General features: G+C 70.0%; 17 protein-coding genes. 8 read left to right on the top strand and 9 right to left on the bottom strand.

The genetic code is table 11. The features are described 5' to 3' along the window. Nucleotides 1-2: 2 nt before the first annotated feature. Nucleotides 3-617, bottom strand: coding sequence for a flavodoxin family protein (locus tag HDA40_RS18940; protein ID WP_253757705.1), 615 nt, complete (start codon nt 615-617; stop codon nt 3-5). Nucleotides 618-755: 138 nt separating this feature from the next. Between HDA40_RS18940 and HDA40_RS18935 the strand changes: the two genes are divergently transcribed. The 4 genes from HDA40_RS18935 to HDA40_RS18920 all read left to right on the top strand — a co-directional run bounded on the left by HDA40_RS18935 (nt 756) and on the right by HDA40_RS18920 (nt 2,918). Then, nucleotides 756-956 (top strand): PspC domain-containing protein, encoded by a 201-nt coding sequence (locus HDA40_RS18935; protein WP_253757703.1) that lies wholly within the window; start codon nt 756-758, stop codon nt 954-956. Between the two features lie 91 nt (nt 957-1,047). Then, the gene (locus HDA40_RS18930) at nt 1,048-1,650 is read left to right on the top strand and encodes an alpha/beta hydrolase family protein (protein WP_253757701.1); all 603 of its coding nucleotides are present in this window, start codon (nt 1,048-1,050) and stop codon (nt 1,648-1,650) included. Nucleotides 1,651-1,673: 23 nt separating this feature from the next. Continuing rightward, nucleotides 1,674-2,567, top strand: coding sequence for a C40 family peptidase (locus HDA40_RS18925; protein ID WP_253763680.1), 894 nt, complete (start codon nt 1,674-1,676; stop codon nt 2,565-2,567). A 3-nt stretch (nt 2,568-2,570) separates the two neighbouring features. Then, nucleotides 2,571-2,918 carry an MmcQ/YjbR family DNA-binding protein gene (locus HDA40_RS18920; RefSeq protein ID WP_253757699.1) on the top strand — a complete coding sequence of 116 codons (348 nt, stop codon included), beginning with the start codon at nt 2,571-2,573 and terminating at the stop codon, nt 2,916-2,918. Here HDA40_RS18920 and HDA40_RS18915 read toward each other — a convergent pair. Further along, nucleotides 2,907-4,046, bottom strand: coding sequence for a glycoside hydrolase family 88 protein (locus HDA40_RS18915; protein ID WP_253757697.1), 1,140 nt, complete (start codon nt 4,044-4,046; stop codon nt 2,907-2,909). The two genes, HDA40_RS18920 and HDA40_RS18915, sit on opposite strands and share 12 nt — an antisense overlap. A gap of 142 nt (nt 4,047-4,188) precedes the next feature. Here HDA40_RS18915 and polX point away from each other — a divergent pair, with 142 nt between their 5' ends. Further along, entirely contained in the window at nt 4,189-5,910 is a 1,722-nt protein-coding gene (polX, locus tag HDA40_RS18910; protein WP_253757695.1) for a DNA polymerase/3'-5' exonuclease PolX, read from the top strand. Between the two features lie 580 nt (nt 5,911-6,490). Here polX and HDA40_RS18905 read toward each other — a convergent pair. Beyond that, nucleotides 6,491-7,900, bottom strand: coding sequence for a cation diffusion facilitator family transporter (locus tag HDA40_RS18905; protein WP_275978263.1), 1,410 nt, complete (start codon nt 7,898-7,900; stop codon nt 6,491-6,493). Between the two features lie 342 nt (nt 7,901-8,242). Between HDA40_RS18905 and HDA40_RS42165 the strand changes: the two genes are divergently transcribed. Then, complete coding sequence (locus HDA40_RS42165) at nt 8,243-8,935, top strand: class I SAM-dependent DNA methyltransferase (RefSeq protein ID WP_253757693.1); 693 nt, start codon at nt 8,243-8,245, stop codon at nt 8,933-8,935. Here the strand turns inward: HDA40_RS42165 and HDA40_RS18890 are convergent. The 4 genes from HDA40_RS18890 to HDA40_RS18875 are packed head-to-tail and all read right to left on the bottom strand — an operon-like array spanning nt 8,887 to nt 12,121. Then, a complete protein-coding gene (locus HDA40_RS18890) occupies nt 8,887-10,068 on the bottom strand; it encodes an MFS transporter (RefSeq protein WP_253757691.1) in 1,182 nt (393 codons plus the stop codon). The two genes, HDA40_RS42165 and HDA40_RS18890, sit on opposite strands and share 49 nt — an antisense overlap. An 18-nt stretch (nt 10,069-10,086) precedes the next feature. Further along, nucleotides 10,087-10,722, bottom strand: coding sequence for an MgtC/SapB family protein (locus HDA40_RS18885; RefSeq protein WP_253757689.1), 636 nt, complete (start codon nt 10,720-10,722; stop codon nt 10,087-10,089). Between the two features lie 6 nt (nt 10,723-10,728). After that, complete coding sequence (locus HDA40_RS18880) at nt 10,729-11,511, bottom strand: DNA-formamidopyrimidine glycosylase family protein (protein ID WP_253757688.1); 783 nt, start codon at nt 11,509-11,511, stop codon at nt 10,729-10,731. A gap of 1 nt (nt 11,512) precedes the next feature. Continuing rightward, the gene (locus HDA40_RS18875; RefSeq protein ID WP_253757686.1) at nt 11,513-12,121 is read right to left on the bottom strand and encodes a TetR/AcrR family transcriptional regulator; all 609 of its coding nucleotides are present in this window, start codon (nt 12,119-12,121) and stop codon (nt 11,513-11,515) included. Nucleotides 12,122-12,219: 98 nt separating this feature from the next. Here HDA40_RS18875 and HDA40_RS18870 point away from each other — a divergent pair, with 98 nt between their 5' ends. Further along, a complete protein-coding gene (locus HDA40_RS18870; protein ID WP_253757684.1) occupies nt 12,220-13,872 on the top strand; it encodes an MDR family MFS transporter in 1,653 nt (550 codons plus the stop codon). Beyond that, a complete protein-coding gene (locus HDA40_RS18865) occupies nt 13,869-14,360 on the top strand; it encodes a universal stress protein (protein ID WP_253757682.1) in 492 nt (163 codons plus the stop codon). The genes HDA40_RS18870 and HDA40_RS18865 overlap by 4 nt, the downstream gene beginning before the upstream one ends. Before the next feature lie 138 nt (nt 14,361-14,498). Here HDA40_RS18865 and HDA40_RS18860 read toward each other — a convergent pair whose 3' ends face one another. After that, nucleotides 14,499-17,585, bottom strand: coding sequence for a BTAD domain-containing putative transcriptional regulator (locus tag HDA40_RS18860; RefSeq protein ID WP_253757680.1), 3,087 nt, complete (start codon nt 17,583-17,585; stop codon nt 14,499-14,501). 370 nt (nt 17,586-17,955) lie between these two features. Then, complete coding sequence (locus tag HDA40_RS18855) at nt 17,956-19,131, bottom strand: ABC transporter permease (protein ID WP_253763677.1); 1,176 nt, start codon at nt 19,129-19,131, stop codon at nt 17,956-17,958. Nucleotides 19,132-19,148: the final 17 nt, after the last annotated feature.

Raw genomic sequence — 19,148 nt, 5'->3', positions numbered from 1 at the left:
TCTTACGCGTGGATGACCTGCGTACGCTTCGGTGAGGCGAGCCGGGTCGTGGCGATCGCCGGCTCTCCGGCGAAGAACGTGCGGGCCCGTTCCAGACCCGGGGCGTCGTCAAGCGCGTCGCCGGGGCGGTTGCCGTAGCCGAGCAGGACGCCGCCGAAGCGCGCCCCGAAGTACTCGGCCGACAGCCGCAGGGTCCCGATCAGCGGTTCGGCCCGGCTGAAGTCCTCGTGGCTGACCGCCGTCACACCCCAGAACGTCTTGCTCCGCATGCGGTCCTTGAAGCCGACGCCCGGTACGCGCATCCAGCCCGACCAGTGATCCATGTACCGCTTGGCCGGCGTGGAGATGCTGTACCAGTAGAGCGGCGAGGCGATCACGACGTCGGTCGCGGCGAGCGTCGCGTCCATCAGCGTCCGGGCGTGACCCTCCGGCTCGGGGTAGACCCCGGCGCCCTCATGGCGTACGTCGGTGAAGTCGGGCAGCGGATGGTCGATCAGCCGCAGCCATTGCTGCTCGACGCCGACCGGCAGGTACGCCGCCGCGTGCCGCGCCATGACCTCGGTGTTTCCGTTCTCCCGGGTGCTGGCGAGGAGGAAGAGGAAGCGGCGCGCACTCATCGGCAGGACTCCCGTCTTAGATGCATACGCAAGAAAATATAGCGCGCCGGACGCTCCGGGACGCCCCTACGGGATTCGAATCACAAGATCCGTCCGACGGCGGAGGGCTGAGGAGATCGGCGTACCTACCGTTGAGGCATGACAACGACGACCTCACCTCGCCGCCTCTACCGACCGCGCGACAACCGCTGGATCGCCGGAGTCTGCTCCGGGCTGGGCCGCCGGTTCGGCATCTCGCCGAACGTGATGCGCCTCATCTTCGTCCTGTCGTGCCTGCTGCCGGGCCCGCAGGTGCTGATCTACCTGGCGCTGTGGATCATCATGCCGAACGAGCGCTGACGCTCTTTCCCCGCAGATCACGGATATGCAGCTGAACCTGACTCAGAATGGCAGGCATAACCGTGATCTGCAGCTGAGGGGGACAGGGGCGGTGGAGATCGAGACGCCGCGCGGGCCGGCCCGCGCCGAGACGGTCAAGCCGAAAGGCAAGATCAGCAGCTGGCTCCTGCTGGGGCACGGTGCGGGCGGCGACGTCGGCTCGGCCGATCTCGCCGCCGTGACCGAGGCGGCGGTCGCCGCCGGGGTCGCGGTCGCCCTCGTCACCCAGCCCTATCGGGTCGCCGGACGCAAGGCGCCCGCCCCGGCGCCGCAGCTCGACGAGGCTTGGCTGGCCGTGGTGGCGCACCTACGGCGTACGGCTCGGATCAAGGTTCCGCTGCTCGTCGGCGGCCGGTCCAGCGGAGCCCGGGTCGCCTGCCGGACCGCTTTGGACAGCGGCGCGGCCGGCGTGGTCGCCCTCGCCTTCCCGCTGCATCCGCCCGGCAAGCCGGAGAAGACCCGCGACGACGAACTCGCCACCGGGGTGCCGACACTGGTGGTCAACGGCGATCGGGACCCGTTCGGTGTACCGGACGCCCGGGCCGAGGTCGACCTCGTGGTGCTCCCCGGCGAACGGCACGATCTGCGGAAGGACCCTTCGGCCGTGGCGGCGGCGGTCGTCGGCTGGCTACGCTCACACGACTGGGCTCGCTGACGGGGAGGACGACAGTGGAGACGATGCAGGTCGCCGTCGCGGCCGCCGGACTGTGGACGGCACCAGACGCCGTCCGCGAACTCGACGCGCCCGCGCTGGCCGCGCCGGCCGACGTCGCCGCCTGGGTGGCGGCGCAAGGTCCCGACGAGCGCCGCGAACTCTGGGGCCGCCTCGACACCCAGGCCCTGCTCGGCGACACCGTCCTCGTGGACGACGTCAAGGAGGGGTGGGCGCAGGTCGTCGTCCCGTCGCAGTCGTGCCGGAAGGATCCGCGCGGCTACCCGGGCTGGCTGCCGCTGAGTCAGCTCGCCACACCAGCAGAGGAGACCGGCGAACAGGCCGTCGTCGTCGTTCCCACGACGTGCGTACGCGCGGAGCCCGGCGGCGAGCCGCTGATCGACGGCGTCTCGTTCGCGACGATCCTGCCCGTCCAGGGCGGCGACGAGGACTGGGCCCGGGTGAATCTGCCCGGCGGCGGTGCGGGTTACCTGCCCCGGGCGCACCTTTGCGCGTACCCGTCGGAAAGCGACCTGCCCAGCGCGGAGCAGTTGTTGAGCACAGGGCGGCAGTTCCTCGGGCTGATGTATCTCGCGGGCGGGGTGACCGCCCACGGTCTGGACTGTTCCGGGTTGACCTATGGGCTGTACCGGCGGTTCGGGCAGCTGATCCCGCGCGACGCGACCGACCAGTACGCGGTCGGCGAGCCGGTCGAGCTGGCCGACCTCGCCGCCGGCGACCTGATGTTCTTCCGCAAGCCGGACACCGGTTTCGTCTACCACGTGGGTATCTGTGCCGGCGTCGTGGACGGCTGGCCGTCGATGCTGCACTGCTCGCAGACCGACTGGGACACATTGGACGGACCGATCTCGGAGGTCCGGCACGGTCACCTGTTCGCCGCGCGGCGGCTGCTGGGCTGAGCCGTGCCGGTCACCGTCGACCAGATCCGCGCGGTCGCCCGCGAGCTGCCGCGGACCAGCGAGCACCTGATCCGCGACCAGGTGAAGTTCCGGGTCGGCCAGATCGTGTACGCCGCGATCACGCCGGACGAGACCCTGCTCGGCTTCGGCTTCCCGAAGGAGGAGCGGGAAGCCCTGGTGGCCGCAGAACCGGACAAGTTTCTCCTGCCGATTCCCTCGGACATGCGGTTCAACTGGGTACGCGCCCGGCTGGCCGCGCTCGACGAGGACGAGATGACCGAGCTGATCATCGAGGCGTGGCGGATGTGCGTGCCGAAGAAGATCTCGGCCCTGGTCCCGCTAACTCGTTAGCTTCGCCAACTCCGTTCCGGCCAGCAGGAAGGCGCCGACGCCGAAGTCGGCTGTGCTGGTCGAGGTGACCGGTTGACTCGAGTCCGGGTTCGCGCCGGTGCCCTGGACGTAGCCGAGCAGGCCGTCGGAGCGTACGGCGACCGCGGTCATCCCGTTCCACGCGTTCGTGGCGGCGGGCAGATAAATCGTCGGATCGAGCAACCCGGCCCGGATCCCGTACGCCAGCCCGAAGGTGAAGAAGGCGGTTCCGGAAGTCTCCGGCCCCGGCCGGTGCAGCGGGTCGGCGAGATTGACGTTCCAGAAGCCATCCGATCTTTGAACCGGGAGCAGCCCGGCGGCGTGCTGCTGGAACAGGGCGGCGTAGTCGGCCCGGCGCGGATCCGACACCGGCAGGAGCGCGTGCGTCTTGGCCAGCCCGGCGAGCACCCAACCGTTGCCGCGCGACCAGAAGACCTTCTTCCCGTTGGGGGACAGGCACTGGCCGCCCGTCGGATAGACGTAGTTCGCGTCGCGGTACCAGAGGTGGTCACCGGCGTCCCACAGCAGGTTCTTGGTGTAGCTGAACAACGTCCACAGCTTGTCTCCGTATGCCGGGTCGCCGGTGTGTGTGCGTACGCGGGCGAACACTGGCATCGCCATGTGCAGCGCGTCGCACCACCACCAGTCGCTGTTCGACTGATTCGACCCGAACACCATCAGCCGGATCGACTCGTTGATCGCCGTCAAGTGGCTCGCGTCGTGGTCGATGTCGAACAGGTCGTAGTACGCCTGGCCGGCGCACTGGTTGTCGGCATTGCGCGTGGTGGTCCCGCCGTTGAGGGCGTACGCGTTCTGCTGAGACCACTTCTGGGCGTAGCGCAGATTCTCACCGGTCGCCCGGTACGCAGCCTGGTGCCCACTGAAGTAGGTGGCTCTCGCCCACTTGTTGTCACCCGGGTTTCGATGAGTGCCGATCCAATAGGTCTGGACGAGGCGTACCTGGTCGAGGATCGCCTGCCTCGACGGCAGGCCCTGCGCCTGAACTGCGCTTTCTTGGCTCTCCCCCGTCCCCTGGCCGGTCGGCTGGAGCCGGCTGGTCGATGCCAGCGGGGCGAAGGCGGTCGCTTTCAGGAGGGTGCGGCGTTCCACGGCGGGGGTCCTTTCGTCGGGCTGCCCGGCGCGGTGGGCCATTGATCGGATGTTTATATCCGCCAATATCTCCGGCCGGACGGAAGTTCGTCAAGCGGTTCTCGGCGGTCTTTTCGTCGGTGACCCCGCCTAGACTGGTCACATGCCGCGGGCCAACGACACCGTCGCCGCGCTGCTGGAGGAGCTGGCCGATCTGCTGGCCGTCACCGGTGGCGCCGACTCCTTCAAGATCCGGGCTTATGACAAGGCCGCTCGGGCCGTCGCCGCGTACCACGAGGACATCTCCACATTGGATGCAGCCGGGATCGGGCAGATTCCCAACGTCGGCAAGTCCATGACGGCGAAGGTCGTGGAATACCTGGAGACCGGGGCCATCGGTGCGCTCGAGGAACTGCGTACGCGGATTCCGCCGGGCGCGCTGCAGCTGATGGAGATCCCAGGACTCGGGCCGAAGAAGGCCGTGACGCTGACGAAGGAACTGGACGTCGCCACGGTCGAGGAACTGGCGGCGGCGATCGAGGCGGGCAAGCTCGACGGGCTGCCCGGCTTCGGAGCGAAGACCGCCGACAACATCCTGCACGGCATCGAACTGTTGCGCCGCAACGAAGGCCGGGTCCTCATCGACACCGCCACCGCGGTCGCCGAGGAGATCGTCAGCGCGCTGTCCCAGGTGCCCGGCTGTGTCTCGATCAGCATCGCCGGCTCGCTGCGGCGGTTCCGGGACAGCATCGGCGACGTCGACATCCTGGCCGCCGCCGAGGACTCGGCACCGTTGATGGAGGCGTTCAAGGCGCTGCCTGCCGCCAGCGAAGTCATCGGCAGCGGCCCGACCAAGACGTCCATCCGGACCCGGCGAGGGCTCCAAGTCGACCTGCGTGTCGTCCCGCCCGCCGCCTGGGGTGCGGCGCTGCAATACTTCACCGGCTCCAAGGCGCACAACATCCGCGTACGCGAAATCGCCGTCCACGCCAAACTCAAGCTCTCCGAATACGGCCTCTTCGACGCCGAGACCGGCGACCTCCTCGTCTCCCAGACCGAGGAGGAGGTCTACGAGCGGCTCGGCCTGCCATGGATCCCGCCCACCCTGCGCGAAGACCGGGGCGAGATCGAAGCGGCGCTCCGCCGGGAGCTGCCGGCCCTGATCACCGAGGCTGACCTGCGCGGCGACCTGCATACGCACACCGACCTGACCGACGGCGTGTCACCGCTGGACAAGATGGTGGCCGCCGCGATCGACCGCGGCCTGGAGTACTACGCCGTCACCGACCATGCCCCGAACCTCGTCATGCAGCGGATGACCACCGAGAAGATGCTCGCCCAGCGCGCTGAACTGCGATCGCTGGACGCCGGCTCGATGACACTGCTGCACGGCACCGAACTGAACATCGACCCCCTCGGCCAAGTGGACTGGGACGGCGACTTCCTCGCGGGGTTCGACATCACCGTGGCGTCCGTGCACTCGCACTTCACCCTGTCCAGCCCGGAGCAGACCCAGCGACTGATCCGGGCCTGCGAAAACGCGTACGTGAACATCATCGGGCACCCCCGGGCGCGGATGATCGGCAAACGCCCGCCCATCGACGCCGACTGGGACGCCGTCTTCGAAGCGGCCGCCGCCACGGGCACGGCGTTGGAAGTCAACAGCTTCCCCGACCGGATGGACCTCTCCGACGACCTCATCCTGCGCGCCAAACGGCGTGGCGTGAAGTTCGCCATCGACACCGACGCGCACTCCACCCGGCACATGCGCAACATCCGATTCGGCATCGGGACCGCCCAACGGGGCTGGCTCACCGTGGACGACGTCATCAACGCTTGGCCGCTCTCGCGGCTTCGGGCCTTTGTCGCGGCCAAACGCTCCTGACCTCGCTCGCCCCTCGCCGGGCCGTCGCGCTCCGCGCTCGGCCCGCTCGGCCCGCTCGCCCCTGCGGGGCTTTCCGCGCGATCATGAACTTATGGTCGTGATCAACCGGCGTGTCGTGTACCGGCGCCCCTGATCAACTCCCCAAGTGCATGATCAACTCCGCGCGCTGGGCCCGCCGGCGCACGCCGGGTCCACGGGGTCCGCGCCGGGTCCACCGGGTCCACGGGGTCCGCGCCGGGTCCACGGGGTCCGCGCCGGGTCCACGGGGTCCGCGCCGGTCCATCGGGTCCGCGCCGGGTCCACCGGGTCCGCAGGCCGGGCGGCGGGTCCAAGCGGCGGGGGTCCGGACGGCGGGTTCGCGCGCCGGGTCGACCGAGTCTGCGGGCGGGGTCGACCGAGTCTGCGGGCCGGGTCGACCGAGTCTGCGGGCCGGGTCGACCGAGTCTGCGGGCCGGGTCGACCGAGTCCGCGGGCCGGGCCGCCGGGTCCAAGCGGCGGGTCCAAGCGGCGGGGTCCGGCCGCCGGGGCCGGGCCGCCGCGTCCGCCGGGGTTCGCCGGGTGAAGTGGTGGCAGGGGCGAATCAGTGTGTCTTCGCGGTGCGGCGTCCGTGGCCGTTTTCCCGGTGATGGGCGAGTTCGTCGTGCTGGTGCTCGTCGCCATCCGGGTCGGCGTGCACAAAAGCCCTGGTCAATCGCGGTACGGCATGGATCAGCCGATGCTCGGCGTCCACCGCGATGGCGTGCGCCCGCGCGATCGTGAGCGAGGGGTCGACGCTGATCTCGCATTCGGCGCGCAGCTGGTGGCCGATCCACCGCAGGTGGACGTCGCCGACGCCGGTCACCCCGGGCGTCTCGACGAGCACGGCGGAGACCTTGTCGACGAGGTCGGGGTCCACGGCGTCCATCAGCCGCCGGTACACCTCGCGCGCCGCGTCCTTCAGCACGAACAGAATCGCTACCGTGATCAGCAAACCCACGACCGGGTCCGCCCATGACCAGCCGATCGCCACGCCGCCGGCTCCGAGCAACACCGCCAAAGACGTGAAGCCATCGGTACGCGCATGAAGCCCGTCGGCGACGAGAGCAGCCGAGCCGATCCGGCGTCCGACACTTATCCGGTATCGGGCCACGAGTTCGTTGCCGGCGAATCCGATGAGCGCCGCGACGGCGACCACCCAAAGATGGCTGACCTCGGCCGGGTTGAGCAGTCGGCGTACGGCTTCATAACCGGCGACGACCGCGGACGCCGCGATGAACACGACGATCACGATTCCGGCGAGGTCTTCGGCGCGCCCGTAGCCGTAGGTGTAGCGGCGAGTAGGACGTCGCCGGCCCAGGACGAACGCGATCCCGAGCGGTACGGCGGTCAGCGCGTCGGCCACGTTGTGCAGCGTGTCGCCGAGGAGCGCGACCGAGCCGGACAGGACGACCACGATCGCCTGAAGAATCGCCGTCACCCCCAGTACGCCCAACGAAATCCACGAAGCGCGAAGGCCCTCGCGAGAGGTCTCCATCGCCGAGTCGACCTTGGCGGCCGTGTCGTGCGAGTGCGGCGTCAAGAAGTGGGTGAGCCGGTGCCACAGCCCGCCGCCCCCGTGTTCGTGTTCGCCGTGCCCGTGTCCGTGCTCGCCGTGCCCGTGCCCGTGCCCGTGCTCGTCGTGCCCGTGTTCGTGCTCGTCGTGCCCGTGCCCGTGCTCGTCGTGCCCGTGTTCGTGCTCGTCGTGCCCGTGTTCGTGCTCGTCGTGCCCGTGCCCGTGCTCGTCGTGCCCGTGCCCGTGCTCGCCGTACTCGTGGTCGTCGTGCCCGTGGTCGTGCCCGTGCCCCTGCCCATGGCCGTGTTCGCCGTGCTCATGGTCGCCGTCGTGCGCGTGGTCATGCTCCCGCAACGGGGAGTTGTGGTCGTGCTCCCCCGGGTGGTCGTGGTCGCCATCGTGCGCGCGGTCATGCTCCCGCAACGGGGAGTTGTGGTCGTGCTCGTGCGACCCGCTCATGGGCGTGAGCGTAGCGACGTTCGTCCGGCGCGGGAACGGAGCACGCCGATTGATCATGCCGCTCGGGAGTTGATCAGGGCGCTGGGGGCACGACACGCCGGTCGATCACGACCGTTAGTTCATGATCGCGCGGAAAGCGGCGGGGGGCGCGCGGAAAGCGGCGGGGGGCGCGCGGAAAGCGGCGGGGGGCGCGCGGAAAGCGGCGGGGGGCGCGCGGAAAGCGGCAAGGGGCGCGCGGAAAGCGGCGGGGGGGGGGGGGGGGGGGGGGCGCGCGGAAAGCGGCGGGGGAGTGGAAGGAGGAAAGAGGGGGTGGGGAGGGGTGTGAGCTGGGAGGATGAGGGCGTGGCGCAAGAAGTGGCGCAGGAGGTTCGGCCCGACCTCGCCCGGGTCTTCGACTCGATCGGCGCGCATTACGGCGAGGCGTTCTCTGACCGGCCCGGCCAGTACGCGACGGGTGATTGGCTGCTGGAACGGTTGCGGGAGACGCGGCATCGGCCGCCGATCGTGCTCGACGTCGGCTGCGGGACGGGCGTACCCACGGCTCGGCAGCTTGTCGACGGCGGCTGTGAGGTGGTCGGCGTCGACGCGTCGCCGGTGATGCTGGACATCGCCCGGCACGAGGTTCCCGACGCGATCTTCGTCGAGCGGGATCTGCACGATCTCAGCGGTCTGCATCCGGTCGAGGACCGGTTCGACGCCGCGGTGGCGTTCTTCTCCCTGCTCGTGCTGCCGCGTACGGAGATCGAGGATGTTCTCGAGGACGTCCGGCGGGAACTCAAGCACGGCGCGTTCTTCGCTTTGGGCATGGTCGAGGGCGACACCGACTACCTGCTCCGGGATTTCCTCGGGGAGAAGGTGCCGCTGACCGCGTACCCGCGGGAGGAGTTGCGCGATCTGCTCACCCGGCACGGTTTCGCCGTGCTGGAGCTGATCGCGGAGGACTGGGCGCCGCCGGAGGGCAGTCCGGCCCCGCACCAGACCCACCTTTACGCGCGGTGCCAGCTGATCGGCCACAATCTGCCCGACTGGGGCTGAAGCGCCGCGGCGGTCAAGGCCACGAAGATCGTCAACACCACGGGTACGCTCAACGCCCAGCGCAGGCTGGTGAGTTGGGCGAACGCCCCGATGACGACCGGGCCGACCAGGAATCCGGCGTACCCCATGGCGGCGACGCGGGCGATGGCCTGCCCGGCTCGGGCCGGGTTCCGGTTACCGGCGGCGGCGAAGACCTGCGGGGCGATGCAGGCCAGCCCGGCGCCGAGGCAGCCGAAGCCGACCACGGCCGCGATGGGGTGGCTGATCGCGAGGGCGGCGGCGAGGCCGACGGCGGCGAGCGCTGCGCTTGCGCGTACCAGGTGAGTTTGACCGAGCCGCGCGGCCAGGCGGTCGCCGACGAGACGGCCGCCGGTCATGGCTATCGCGAACGCCGCGTAGGCCGCCGCCGCGAATCCGGCGGTGCTGCGCAGGCCGTCGCGGAGGTAGACGGAGCTCCAGTCGGCCGCGGCGCCTTCGCCGACGAGGCAGCAGAAGGCGAGGACACCGAGCAGGAACACTCCCGTTGTCCGTTGTGGAGTGTCGGGCGTGGACGGAACTGGCGCGGCGCGTAGGACGAACCGGGAGCAGGCCGCGGCGAGGACCGTGAGCAGCGCGGCAAGGCTGAGGAAGGTGACCTGCGGGCTGAGGTCGGCCCAAGCGAAGAGCCCGCCGTACGCGGCGCCGAGAAAGCCGCCGACGCTGTAGACGGCGTGGAACGACGTGATGATGGGCTTGCCCCAGGCCCGCTGGATCTCGACGGCGTTGGCGTTCATCGAGATGTTGAGCAGGCCGTGCACGGTGCCGAAGACGAGCAGGCAGACGATCAGCGCGGCCAGGTTGGGGGCGAAGGCCGGGGTGATCAGGGCGGCTCCCTCGGCGAACGCGACCGGGATCAGTACGCGCGAGCTGCCGAGCCGATCGACCAGCCGACCGGCGACCTGCATGCCGATGATCGCGCCCAGGGCGAAGGCGAGCAGGCCGAGGCTGAGCGTGCCGTCGGTGAGCCCGAGGTGGCTCTTGATCGCCGGGATGCGGGCGGTCCAGGCGCCGAGCGCCGTGCCGAAGAGCAGGAAGAGGGCTGAGGTAGCGATCCTCGATCGTCGGAGGTCGTCTGTGGGAGCGCTTCCAGACATGCGGCCATTATGCGAGCCTCAGCGGCTGATTTCGACCCCGTGTACGCCGGCCAGCCCGCGCAGCCGTTCGCCGATGACGCTGAGGCTGGTGCCGTTCTGCGGTTGCGACGTCAGCACCAGGGCCTGGCCGGTGAGGGAGTACGAGACCTTGAGTATCCGGGAGCGGGGCAGCGCCTCCATGACCTCCTGCTCGACGCGGTCGAGCCGAGCGTCCGGTTCCAGGGTCAGGGTGATCTCCAGCAGCCGCCGGCGGGGCAGCGCCTCCCGTTCGACGTACTTCACCAGGGAGAGGACGAGGAGGGCCAGTACGGTCGTGGCGACGGCTGGGAACCACCAGCGCAGCCCGACCGCGGTGCCGATCGCGGCGGTCACCCAGAGGGAGGCGGCCGTGGTGAGACCCCGGATGTTGGCACCCTCGCGGAGGATCGCGCCGCCGCCGAGGAAGCCGATGCCGGTCACGACCTGGGCGGCGATGCGAGTCGGGTCATCGCCCGGCAGGTAGGCCCCGGACAGGGTGAACAGGCCCGCGCCCAGGCTGACCAGCATGTGCGTACGCAGGCCGGCCGGTTGCGCGTTGAGCTCCCGCTCCAGCCCGATCGACGCGCCGAGTACGGCAGCGAGGGCGATCTGGGTCAATACCACCCACTGGTCCATGACCCATCATCTACCCACAGGCCCGGGTTGACACGTCGGACACCAATAGGTGATTCGCTCGCCCTGGTCCTGCTTGCGAATCAAGGTGCCGCAGCGTCGGCAGGGCATCGACCGGCGGCCGTAGACGTACGTCGTCTCGCCTCGGCGTAGTGAACCGGTGGTGCTCTGCGTCCAGCGGCCCTTGTTGGCGGTGAGCAGCCGGTGGGCGAGATCGGCGAGCTTCGGCAGGCCGGCCACCTCACCGACCGGAGTCCAGGGCCAGATCCCTTGCAGGAAAAGGATTTCCGCCTTGTAGAGGTTGCCGATACCGGCCAGGTTCCGTTGGTCGAGCAGCGCTTCGGCGATCTCCCGGGTCGGATCGGCTGCGAGACGGCGTACGGCTTCGGCGGGATCCCAGTCGTCGCCGAGCAGGTCGGGGCCAAGATGCTCCAGCAGTGCCTGCTCGCCGGTGGTGCGTACGAGTTTCAGCTCGTGCAGGTGATAGCCGACCGCCGCCGCGCCGTCCGTCTTCAGGACGACCCTGATCAGGTGGGCGGGCTTGCCACTCCACCGCTCACCGGCGGCGAAGACGCGCCAGGAGCCGTCCATCCGCAGATGGGAGTGGAGGGTCACCCCGCCGCTGAGCCGCAGGAGCAGATGTTTGCCTCGACTGGCCGAGGACTGGACGGTGCGCCCGGTCAGGTCGGCCGTCGCCAACTGCGGTACGCGAAAGTCCGAGCCGGTCAAGGTCTGCCCGACGAGCCGGTCCAGCGACCGGGCCGTGTTCCAGACGGTGTCGCCCTCGGGCATCTCAGGCGTACTGCTTCGCCAGCTCGTCGAGGGCGCGGTCGACCATCTCCGGCAGCCCTCGTCGCCGTCCGCCTTCGTCGAGCCAGACCGTGATGGCCGCCCGGAGCGCGGCGAGGAACGCGGCCGCCAGTACGCGCGCCGCCAGCGAATCGAGCCCGCCCGGCCGGGTCGTCAGCTCCTCGGCGAGGCCCTGTTCGAGCCGGCCGTGGTTGGCCACCTGCTGGGCCAGGATCGCCGGATGCCGCCGGATCAGCCGGAGCTGGGCGACCCACTGCGGGTCGAGGTTCTCCAGCCCGGTGTATAGCTGGACGGCGCTCCCTCGCAACGCCTGCCAGGCGGTCCGGTCGGCGGGCTGCGCGCGCAACTGTTCGACGAGCTGCTCACCCCGATTGCGATCGCCGTAGAGAAGGGCGTCCTCCTTGCTCCCGAAGTAGTTCGAGAACGTGCGGCGGGAGACCAGTGCGGCGTCGGCGATGGCATCGACGGTGACCTCGGCGTACCCCTTCTCGACGGCGAGGCGCAGCGCCGCCTGGTGCAGCGCCTGGCGGGTGGCGGCCTTCTTCCGCTCCCTCAGCCCCTCGGGGGCGGACGCGATCGTCTCCGTGGTCACACCCGGATTCTACCGCTGTGCATAATTGCACTTTGAGAAACTTTGCCCACCCGGCAAGTTTGTGGGATTCTGGTGGTTGATCTCTTGGAGGCACCATCATGAGCACCGCTCCCCCCGCTTCGGCGGAAGCCGCAGCCCGCTCGGACGCCGCCGCACCGATGAATCACCGCGAGGTGATGGAATCGCTGAGCGGTCTGCTGCTGGTCCTGTTCGTCGCCATGATCAGCAGCACGGTCGTCTCGACCGCGCTGCCCAAGATCCTCGGTGCGCTGAACGGTACGCAGACGCAGTACACCTGGGTGGTCACGGCGACCCTGCTGACCGCCACCGCCAGCACCCCGATCTGGGGGCGGCTCGCCGACCTGTTCAACAAGAAGCTCCTGGTCCAAATCGCGATCGTGATCTTCGTCGCCGGGTCGATCCTCGCCGGGCTCGCGCAGAACGCCGGTCAGCTGATCGGCGCCCGCGCCTTCCAGGGCATCGGCGTCGGCGGACTCCAGGCACTGGTGCAGGTCGTGATCGCGGCGATGATCCCGCCGCGCGAGCGTGGCCGGTACAACGGCTACCTCGGTGGGGTGATGGCCTTCGCCACCGTCGGCGGCCCGCTGCTCGGCGGCGTCATCGTCGACTCCTGGCTGGGCTGGCGCTGGTGCTTCTTCGTCGGCGTACCGATCGCGGCGCTGGCCTTCCTGGTCCTGCAGAAGACGCTGCACCTGCCGACCGTCCGCCAGGCGAACGTGAAGATCGACTACTGGGGCGCGGGCCTCATCGCGGCCGGCGTCTCGATCCTGCTGATCTGGGTCTCCTTCGTCGGCAACTCGTTCGACTGGATCTCCGGGAAGTCCGCCGCCTTCGTCGGCGCGGGCGTGGTGATCCTGGCGATCGCGGTCTGGGTCGAATCCCGGGCGGCGCAGCCCGTCGTCCCATTGAAGATCATCCGGCGGCGTACGCCGGCCCTGTCGATCATCGCGAGCCTCGCGGTCGGCATGGCGATGTTCGGCGGCGCGGTCTTCCTCGGCCAGTACTTCCAGATCGGCCGCGGCTACACGCCCACCGAGGCGGGCCTGCTCACCATCCCGATGATGGCCGGCGTCCTGGTCTCCTCGACGATCACCGGACGGCTCATCTCGCGCAGCGGCACCGTCAAGCGCTTCATCGTGGCCGGCACGGTCGTGCTGATCGGCGGCTTCCTGGTGCTGTCGACGATCGACCACGAGACCCCGCTGGGCCTCGTCGGCCTCGGCATGGCCCTGGTCGGCATCGGCGTCGGCATGACGATGCAGAACCTCGTCCTGGCGGTGCAGAACGACGTCCCGCTCCAGGAGATGGGCGCGGCGAGCGCCTCGGTCACCTTCTTCCGGTCGCTGGGCGGCACGGTCGGGGTCTCGGTCCTCGGCGCGGTGCTGGCCAATCGGGTCACCGCCAACATCACGGAGAGCCTGGCCCAGGCCGGCATCCAGGCGAGCGGCACCGGCAAGACCAGCGCCCTCAACATCAACGCGCTGCCCGAGGCCTTCCAGCACATCGTGCGGGCGGCGTACGGGGACGCGACCGGGCACATCTTCCTGATCTCGGCGGCCATCGCGGTCGTCGGCCTCATCGCGGCCATCGCCTTCAAGCCGATCACCCTGCGTACGACGATCGACCTGGGCGCCAAGCCGTCGGCGGCCGCCGGGGATGCCGCCTCGGCTGAGGGTTCGGCGTCGGCCACGGGCTCGGCTGCCGGTGCTAAGGCGGCGACGAGGTCATGACCGCCGAACCCCTCTCCGTAGTGCGATACGGGCCTGCTTGCGCGGTCTCGCCGTGGGAGCGGGGAACGGACGGCCCCCGGCTGATCATGGTCGGCATCGACGGCTCGGAGACGTCCATGCGGGCGACGGCGTACGCCTGCGGCATGGCACGACGGCAGAACAGCCAGCTCGCCGTGGTGTACGTCGCCGAGCCGCACGCCTGGACGTCGATGATCACGGGGGCCGCGGCGGCACAGCAGCGGACCTTCGACGAACTGGAGACGGAACTGCGTCACGAGGTACGCCAACTCGCCGAGGAGATGCGCGTACCGGTGACCTTCCTGACCCGGCGGGGCGACCCGTTCGGCGAGCTGCGGGCCGCGGCCGACGACCTGAAGGCCGACGCGGTCATCGTGGGCGCGTCGGCCCAGCCTGGGCACCGGTTGGTCGGATCGGTCGCGGCCCGCTTGGTCCGCACGGGGAAGTGGCCGGTGGCCGTCGTCCCCTGAAGGGGTTCCGCTGTCTCTCGGCGCCTTCTTTCGGCGCCGTCTTTGGGCGCTGGATCAGGAATCTCGGTCGAATCTTGAGGCAAGATCCGACCTGGAACCCTGATCCAGCGCGTAACGAGCGACCCAGCGCGAACGAGTTCAGCTGGCGTCCGCCTGCGTCCGCAACCGGGCCAGGGTTTTGGCCGCCCGGTCGGCCGAGCGGCCCGCGCTGGCTCGTTCGTAGATCGCGACGGCGGCCGCGAACTGCCGGGCTGCCTCCGTGTAGTCGTCCATGCGCTCGGCGAGCCGGCCCCTGGCCTCGTGGACATGCGCCTGGTACTCGGCTCTGCCGATCGTCTGGGCAAGGATCTGAGCCTCCTCCAAGGCGTCGCGTGCCTGCTCGATCGGCAGGACGGAGGACTGCAGACTGAGGAAGCTGAACATGCCCACTCGATCGCCGAGCGATCGGGATACCCGAAGTCCCGCGGCCACCAGTGGCTCCATCTCGGCGAGCCGGTTCAGGATGTGCAGACCGAGGCACAGGCTGTAGACCACCTGCGTGTATTCGCGATTGGTGGGATCGGGTAGCAGGGCGAGGGCACGTTCGAAGTGATGCACCGCGGTCGGCAGATCGTCCAAATGCTCACGGTGGATGAGGCCGATTCCCTGGTGTGCCGCGGCCCGGATGGACGGGCTCGGCTCCTGTTCCGGTGGCGCGTCGAGGATCTCGGTGAGCAGCGCGGTCGCCTGTTCTATTCGTTTCGCCCGCCGGTGGAAGTAAGCCAGGTGGTAGCGCATCAGGTGAGCGCCCTGCGCCTGGCCGATCCGCAGGAACGTGGCCAGACCGTGCTCGGCCACCGCGATGGCGGCGACGTCCTGGCCTTCGGCCATCAGCAGGTTGGTCTCGGACTCGTCGGCGTACGCGCTCGCGACGAGATCGTCGGCGAAACCGGGAACCGCCCTGATCCGCTGGAGGCACACTCGCCACTGGTCGAGCTGATACCGCGCCCGCAGGAAGGGGCTGAGCGCCACGAGCAGGCTCACCGCGAGCCGGAGATCGCCGGTGGCGGCCCGGCCGGCCAGCGCGTCGAGCAGGTTGTCGCGTTCGGTGTCGAACCAGCCGTTGACGTCCACGACCTCGGGGAGTCCCGGCTCGTCCGGGTCGGGCAGGGACAGCGGATCCAGGGACAGGCTGCGCCCACCGGCGTACTGGCCGGAGGTCCGGCGGGCCACATGTGCCCACTGCGCGACCGCGTATCGGGCGGCCGCGTGGTCCTCGTCGTCGGTCAAGTTCATCGCGTAGAGGCGGACGAGGTCGTGGATGCGGTAATGAGCGTGTGCGGCCGACCCGCCGGCCCTGCTCACGAGGTGTGCCGCGGAGAGTTCGGCGAGGGCGTCGACGGACTTCTCCGGCTCCACTCGGAGGACGGCGCTGAGCCAGGCCGGGAAGGTACGCGTACCGACTGCGGCCAACCGCCGCAGCATGGCTCGGGCCGCGTGCCCCAGGTTGGCGTACGCGGAGTCCAGGGTGTTCCGCAGTGCCAGCTCGCCGCTGTGCAGACCGGTGATCCGGCTGTCGGCGGGTTCCAGCGTGTGCGCGATGCCGTCCAGGGTGTCGCCGGAGTGTGTACGGGCGGCGGCGATGCTGAGGGCGAGCGGCAGGCCGCTGCAGATCTGCACGATGCGGGCCGCCGCCAGCGGATCCCCCTCGAGCTCGTCCTCGGGTACCAGGCGCCGGAGCAGTGAGAGCGACGACGCCGCGTCCAGTGGATCGAGCCGGTACCGGGTGACTGGGAGCTCGATGAGCGGATTGCGGCTCGTGATCAGGACGTCGTTGCCATCGCCTGACGGCAGGAAAGGCAGCACCTGTTCGGCGCTGCGAGCGTCGTCCAGAACCATCAGGATGCGCCGGCCGGTGAGATAGGACCGCAGCAGCGCGGAGCGTTCAGCCAGGTTCTCGGGGATGTCGCCGGCCGTCACCCCCAGCGATCGAAGAAAGCCGCTGAGCAGCTGACCCGGGTGTGCTGGGTCGATGGACTCGCCGCGCAGGTCGGCGTAGAGCTGTCCGTCCGGATAGCGCTGCTTCACCTGATGGGCGACGTGCACGGTCAAGGTCGTCTTGCCGATCCCGGGCATCCCGTGCAAGACCAGGATGCGGGCGGACGGAATCTCGCCGGGCCGGGGCGGACCGCAGAGATGACCGGCGACAGCCGCGACGGCGTCGTCGCGGCCTCCGAAATAGGGCGTGGTCACGGGCAGTTGGGCTGGTCTCGGCTGCGGAACGCGATTCGCGCCGTCGGCCTCACCCGGCCGCAGGATCTCTCGATACGCCGCCTGTGTCTCTTGTGCGGGGTCCACGCCCAGCTCTTCGCTCAGGCGCTTGCGGAGATCGGCATAGAGGTGCATCGCTCGATCCTGCTGGCCGGTCCGGGCGTACGCCCGCATCAGCGCGGCCTGCAGACCTTCGTGCAGCGGTTCGGCGGTGGCGGTCGCTTCCAACGGCGCGAGCGTACGCGCGTCCTGCCCGGCGGCGGCGGCCTGCTCGGCCAGCTCCAACACCGCCGACAGACAGGTACGCCGGAGGGCGAGCGCAGCCGGCCGGTCGGCGTACGCCCGGTCTACGGGGCCTCGCCAGCACAGCAGCGCCGCCTCATAGGCGTGCATCGCTCGATTCGGGTCGCCGTCCTGGGCGGTCGCCCGCGCCGCCGCTACGGACTGGGTGAACCTGGTGACGTCGACGGCGTCCACCGGCAGTTGCAGCCGGTACGCTCCCGTTCCGGACGGCAGGTATCGGCTCGCCGCGCGTCGCCCTCGCCGCGGTTCGAGCAGGTCGCGAAGCTGGCCGATCAGCACGTGCAGCCGATTTCGCCAGCCCTCAGGTGGCCGTGAGTCCCAGAGCGCCTCTGCGATCTCATCTATCCGGACGAATCGGTCGGACTCGAGCGCCAGGAGGGTGATCAGCCGCCGCTGCGCGGCCGCCATGATCGCAACCGGTCTGCCTTGGCGGGTGAGAACCAGTGGGCCGAGGACGCTGACCGTGATCGCCTGCGTGGGTGCCGGGGCCGGGTCCAGACCGAGCGCTGCGGACAGTCGCTCCATCGACGAGGAGTGTGGTTTGTCGACCCGCCCCTGCTCGATGTCGCGCAGGGCGCGGACGCTGATGCCGGCCCGTGCCGCGAGCTCTGCCTGGGTGAGCTTGGCGGCGACGCGAGCCGCGCGAATCCTCCCGACGGAGGGGTTTGCCATATGCGTTCCTGTCGTCCGACCGCTGATCTGCGGCTGGCGACATTCTGCCGCCGGAAACTGCCGGTGGCCAAGAGTATTCGGCCTCGACGACCGGCGATCAGGTGATCAGCCCCGCCGGCTGACCGGAAGTTTTCCGAGTCCGCCGAAGAAAGTGCCCAGACAGCGGGCCTGCTTAGGCTCGGTCGCAGGCGATGACGCGTCGGTCCACACGCAGGCGACTGCGAACGGGGGTGGGCCGCTGCGCCACCTCCCCCGGGGCGGCGGCCCACCCATCCCTGCGTGCTGCGCAGGCTGGATAGCGAGATCAGGGATGTGCAGCCTTCCCCAGGTGAGGAGGTCCGCACATCCCTGATCTGCGTCGTGAGAAGGGTCAGGGGGCGGCGAGCGCCTCCGTCGGGGAGAGCCGGGCGGCCCGGATGGCCGGGTAGAGCCCGGCGATCCCGCCGATCACGACGGTGGCGGCCACGCCGCCGACGGTCGCCCAGGCGGGCACGGTGGTCGGCCAACTCTGGTAGTACGCGTACCCGGTGGTCACGCCGATGCCCAGGAGCAGGCCGCCGACGCCGCCGAGGGCGGACAGCAGGAGTGATTCCGCGAGGAACTGCACCCGGATCTGCCCGCGGGTGGCGCCGAGCGAGCGCCGGAGACCGATCTCGGCCCGGCGTTCGAGGACCGAGATCACCATCGTGTTGGCCACGCCGACCCCGCCGACCAGCAGGGCTACCGCGCCCAGGCCGAGCAGTAGGCCGGTGAAGGCCGCGCCGGCCGCCCGTTGCGCGGTCAGCGCCTCGGACGGGCGGGACACGTTGACCTCGCTCGGGTTCTCCGGGTTGGCCGTCGCGCCGAGCACGGCGCGGACCGCCTCGACCTGGCTCTCGTCCGACCGCGTGTAGACCGTCGTCGCGTGGCCGTCGAAGTCGAACTTGTCCGCCGCCACCGGCCAGCCCATGATCACGCCGGGGTCCAGTTCGTCCGCGAGGGCCACCGGTTCGAGGATGCCGACCACGATGAACCTGTCGCCGCCGACGATGATCTCGACATCGGGTCCGGCGTGGCTGATGCCCAGCCGCCGCGCGGCCGCGTCGCCGAGCACGACCGCCGGGTACCGGGCCGTCGCCTCGTTCAGCCACACTCCACTTCGGAGCTTCGCGCCGACCGTCTCCAGCAGGTCCAGCCGGGCCGCGAAGGTGGCGAGCCCGTTGGTCTGCGCCTTCGGGATCTTGTCGGACCGGTAGACGCTCGCGCCGCTGACCGTGCCGACCGCCGACACGGCCTGCACCGGGCCGATCCGCTCGATCATCGACTCGGCCTCCTCGGGCAGGCTGGCGTCCTTGCCGAACATCGTCTGCCCCGGGGAGACCGTCAGCAGGTTCGTCCCCAGCGCGGCCAGCTTGCGGTCCAGGTCCGCCTGCGAGGACGACGAGATGCCGACCACCGCGATCATCGCGGCGATGCCGATCGCGATGCCCAGCGCCGACAGCAGCGCGCGGGTCGGCCGCGTGCGCAGGCCCGCGGCCCCGACCCGCACGATGTCGCGCGGTCCCATCCGGGCCGGGGTCAACC

This window comes from Hamadaea flava (assembly GCF_024172085.1).
Lineage (GTDB): Bacteria > Actinomycetota > Actinomycetes > Mycobacteriales > Micromonosporaceae > Hamadaea > Hamadaea flava.
Note: the sequence above shows the minus strand (reverse complement) of the source record. Positions and strands in the feature narration are given on the sequence as shown.

Bases quoted from the DNA above. Each gene is read 5' to 3' on its own strand.
- HDA40_RS18940 (WP_253757705.1), bottom strand. From the start codon at position 617: ATGAGTGCGCGCCGCTTCCTCTTCCTCCTCGCCAGCACCCGGGAGAAC.
- HDA40_RS18935 (WP_253757703.1), top strand. From the start codon at position 756: ATGACAACGACGACCTCACCTCGCCGCCTCTACCGACCGCGCGACAAC.
- HDA40_RS18925 (WP_253763680.1), top strand. From the start codon at position 1,674: ATGCAGGTCGCCGTCGCGGCCGCCGGACTGTGGACGGCACCAGACGCC.
- polX (WP_253757695.1), top strand. From the start codon at position 4,189: ATGCCGCGGGCCAACGACACCGTCGCCGCGCTGCTGGAGGAGCTGGCC.
- HDA40_RS18905 (WP_275978263.1), bottom strand. From the start codon at position 7,900: ATGAGCGGGTCGCACGAGCACGACCACAACTCCCCGTTGCGGGAGCAT.
- HDA40_RS18890 (WP_253757691.1), bottom strand. From the start codon at position 10,068: ATGTCTGGAAGCGCTCCCACAGACGACCTCCGACGATCGAGGATCGCT.
- HDA40_RS18885 (WP_253757689.1), bottom strand. From the start codon at position 10,722: ATGGACCAGTGGGTGGTATTGACCCAGATCGCCCTCGCTGCCGTACTC.
- HDA40_RS18880 (WP_253757688.1), bottom strand. From the start codon at position 11,511: ATGCCCGAGGGCGACACCGTCTGGAACACGGCCCGGTCGCTGGACCGG.
- HDA40_RS18870 (WP_253757684.1), top strand. From the start codon at position 12,220: ATGAGCACCGCTCCCCCCGCTTCGGCGGAAGCCGCAGCCCGCTCGGAC.
- HDA40_RS18865 (WP_253757682.1), top strand. From the start codon at position 13,869: ATGACCGCCGAACCCCTCTCCGTAGTGCGATACGGGCCTGCTTGCGCG.
- HDA40_RS18860 (WP_253757680.1), bottom strand. From the start codon at position 17,585: ATGGCAAACCCCTCCGTCGGGAGGATTCGCGCGGCTCGCGTCGCCGCC.
- HDA40_RS18855 (WP_253763677.1), bottom strand. From the start codon at position 19,131: ATGGGACCGCGCGACATCGTGCGGGTCGGGGCCGCGGGCCTGCGCACG.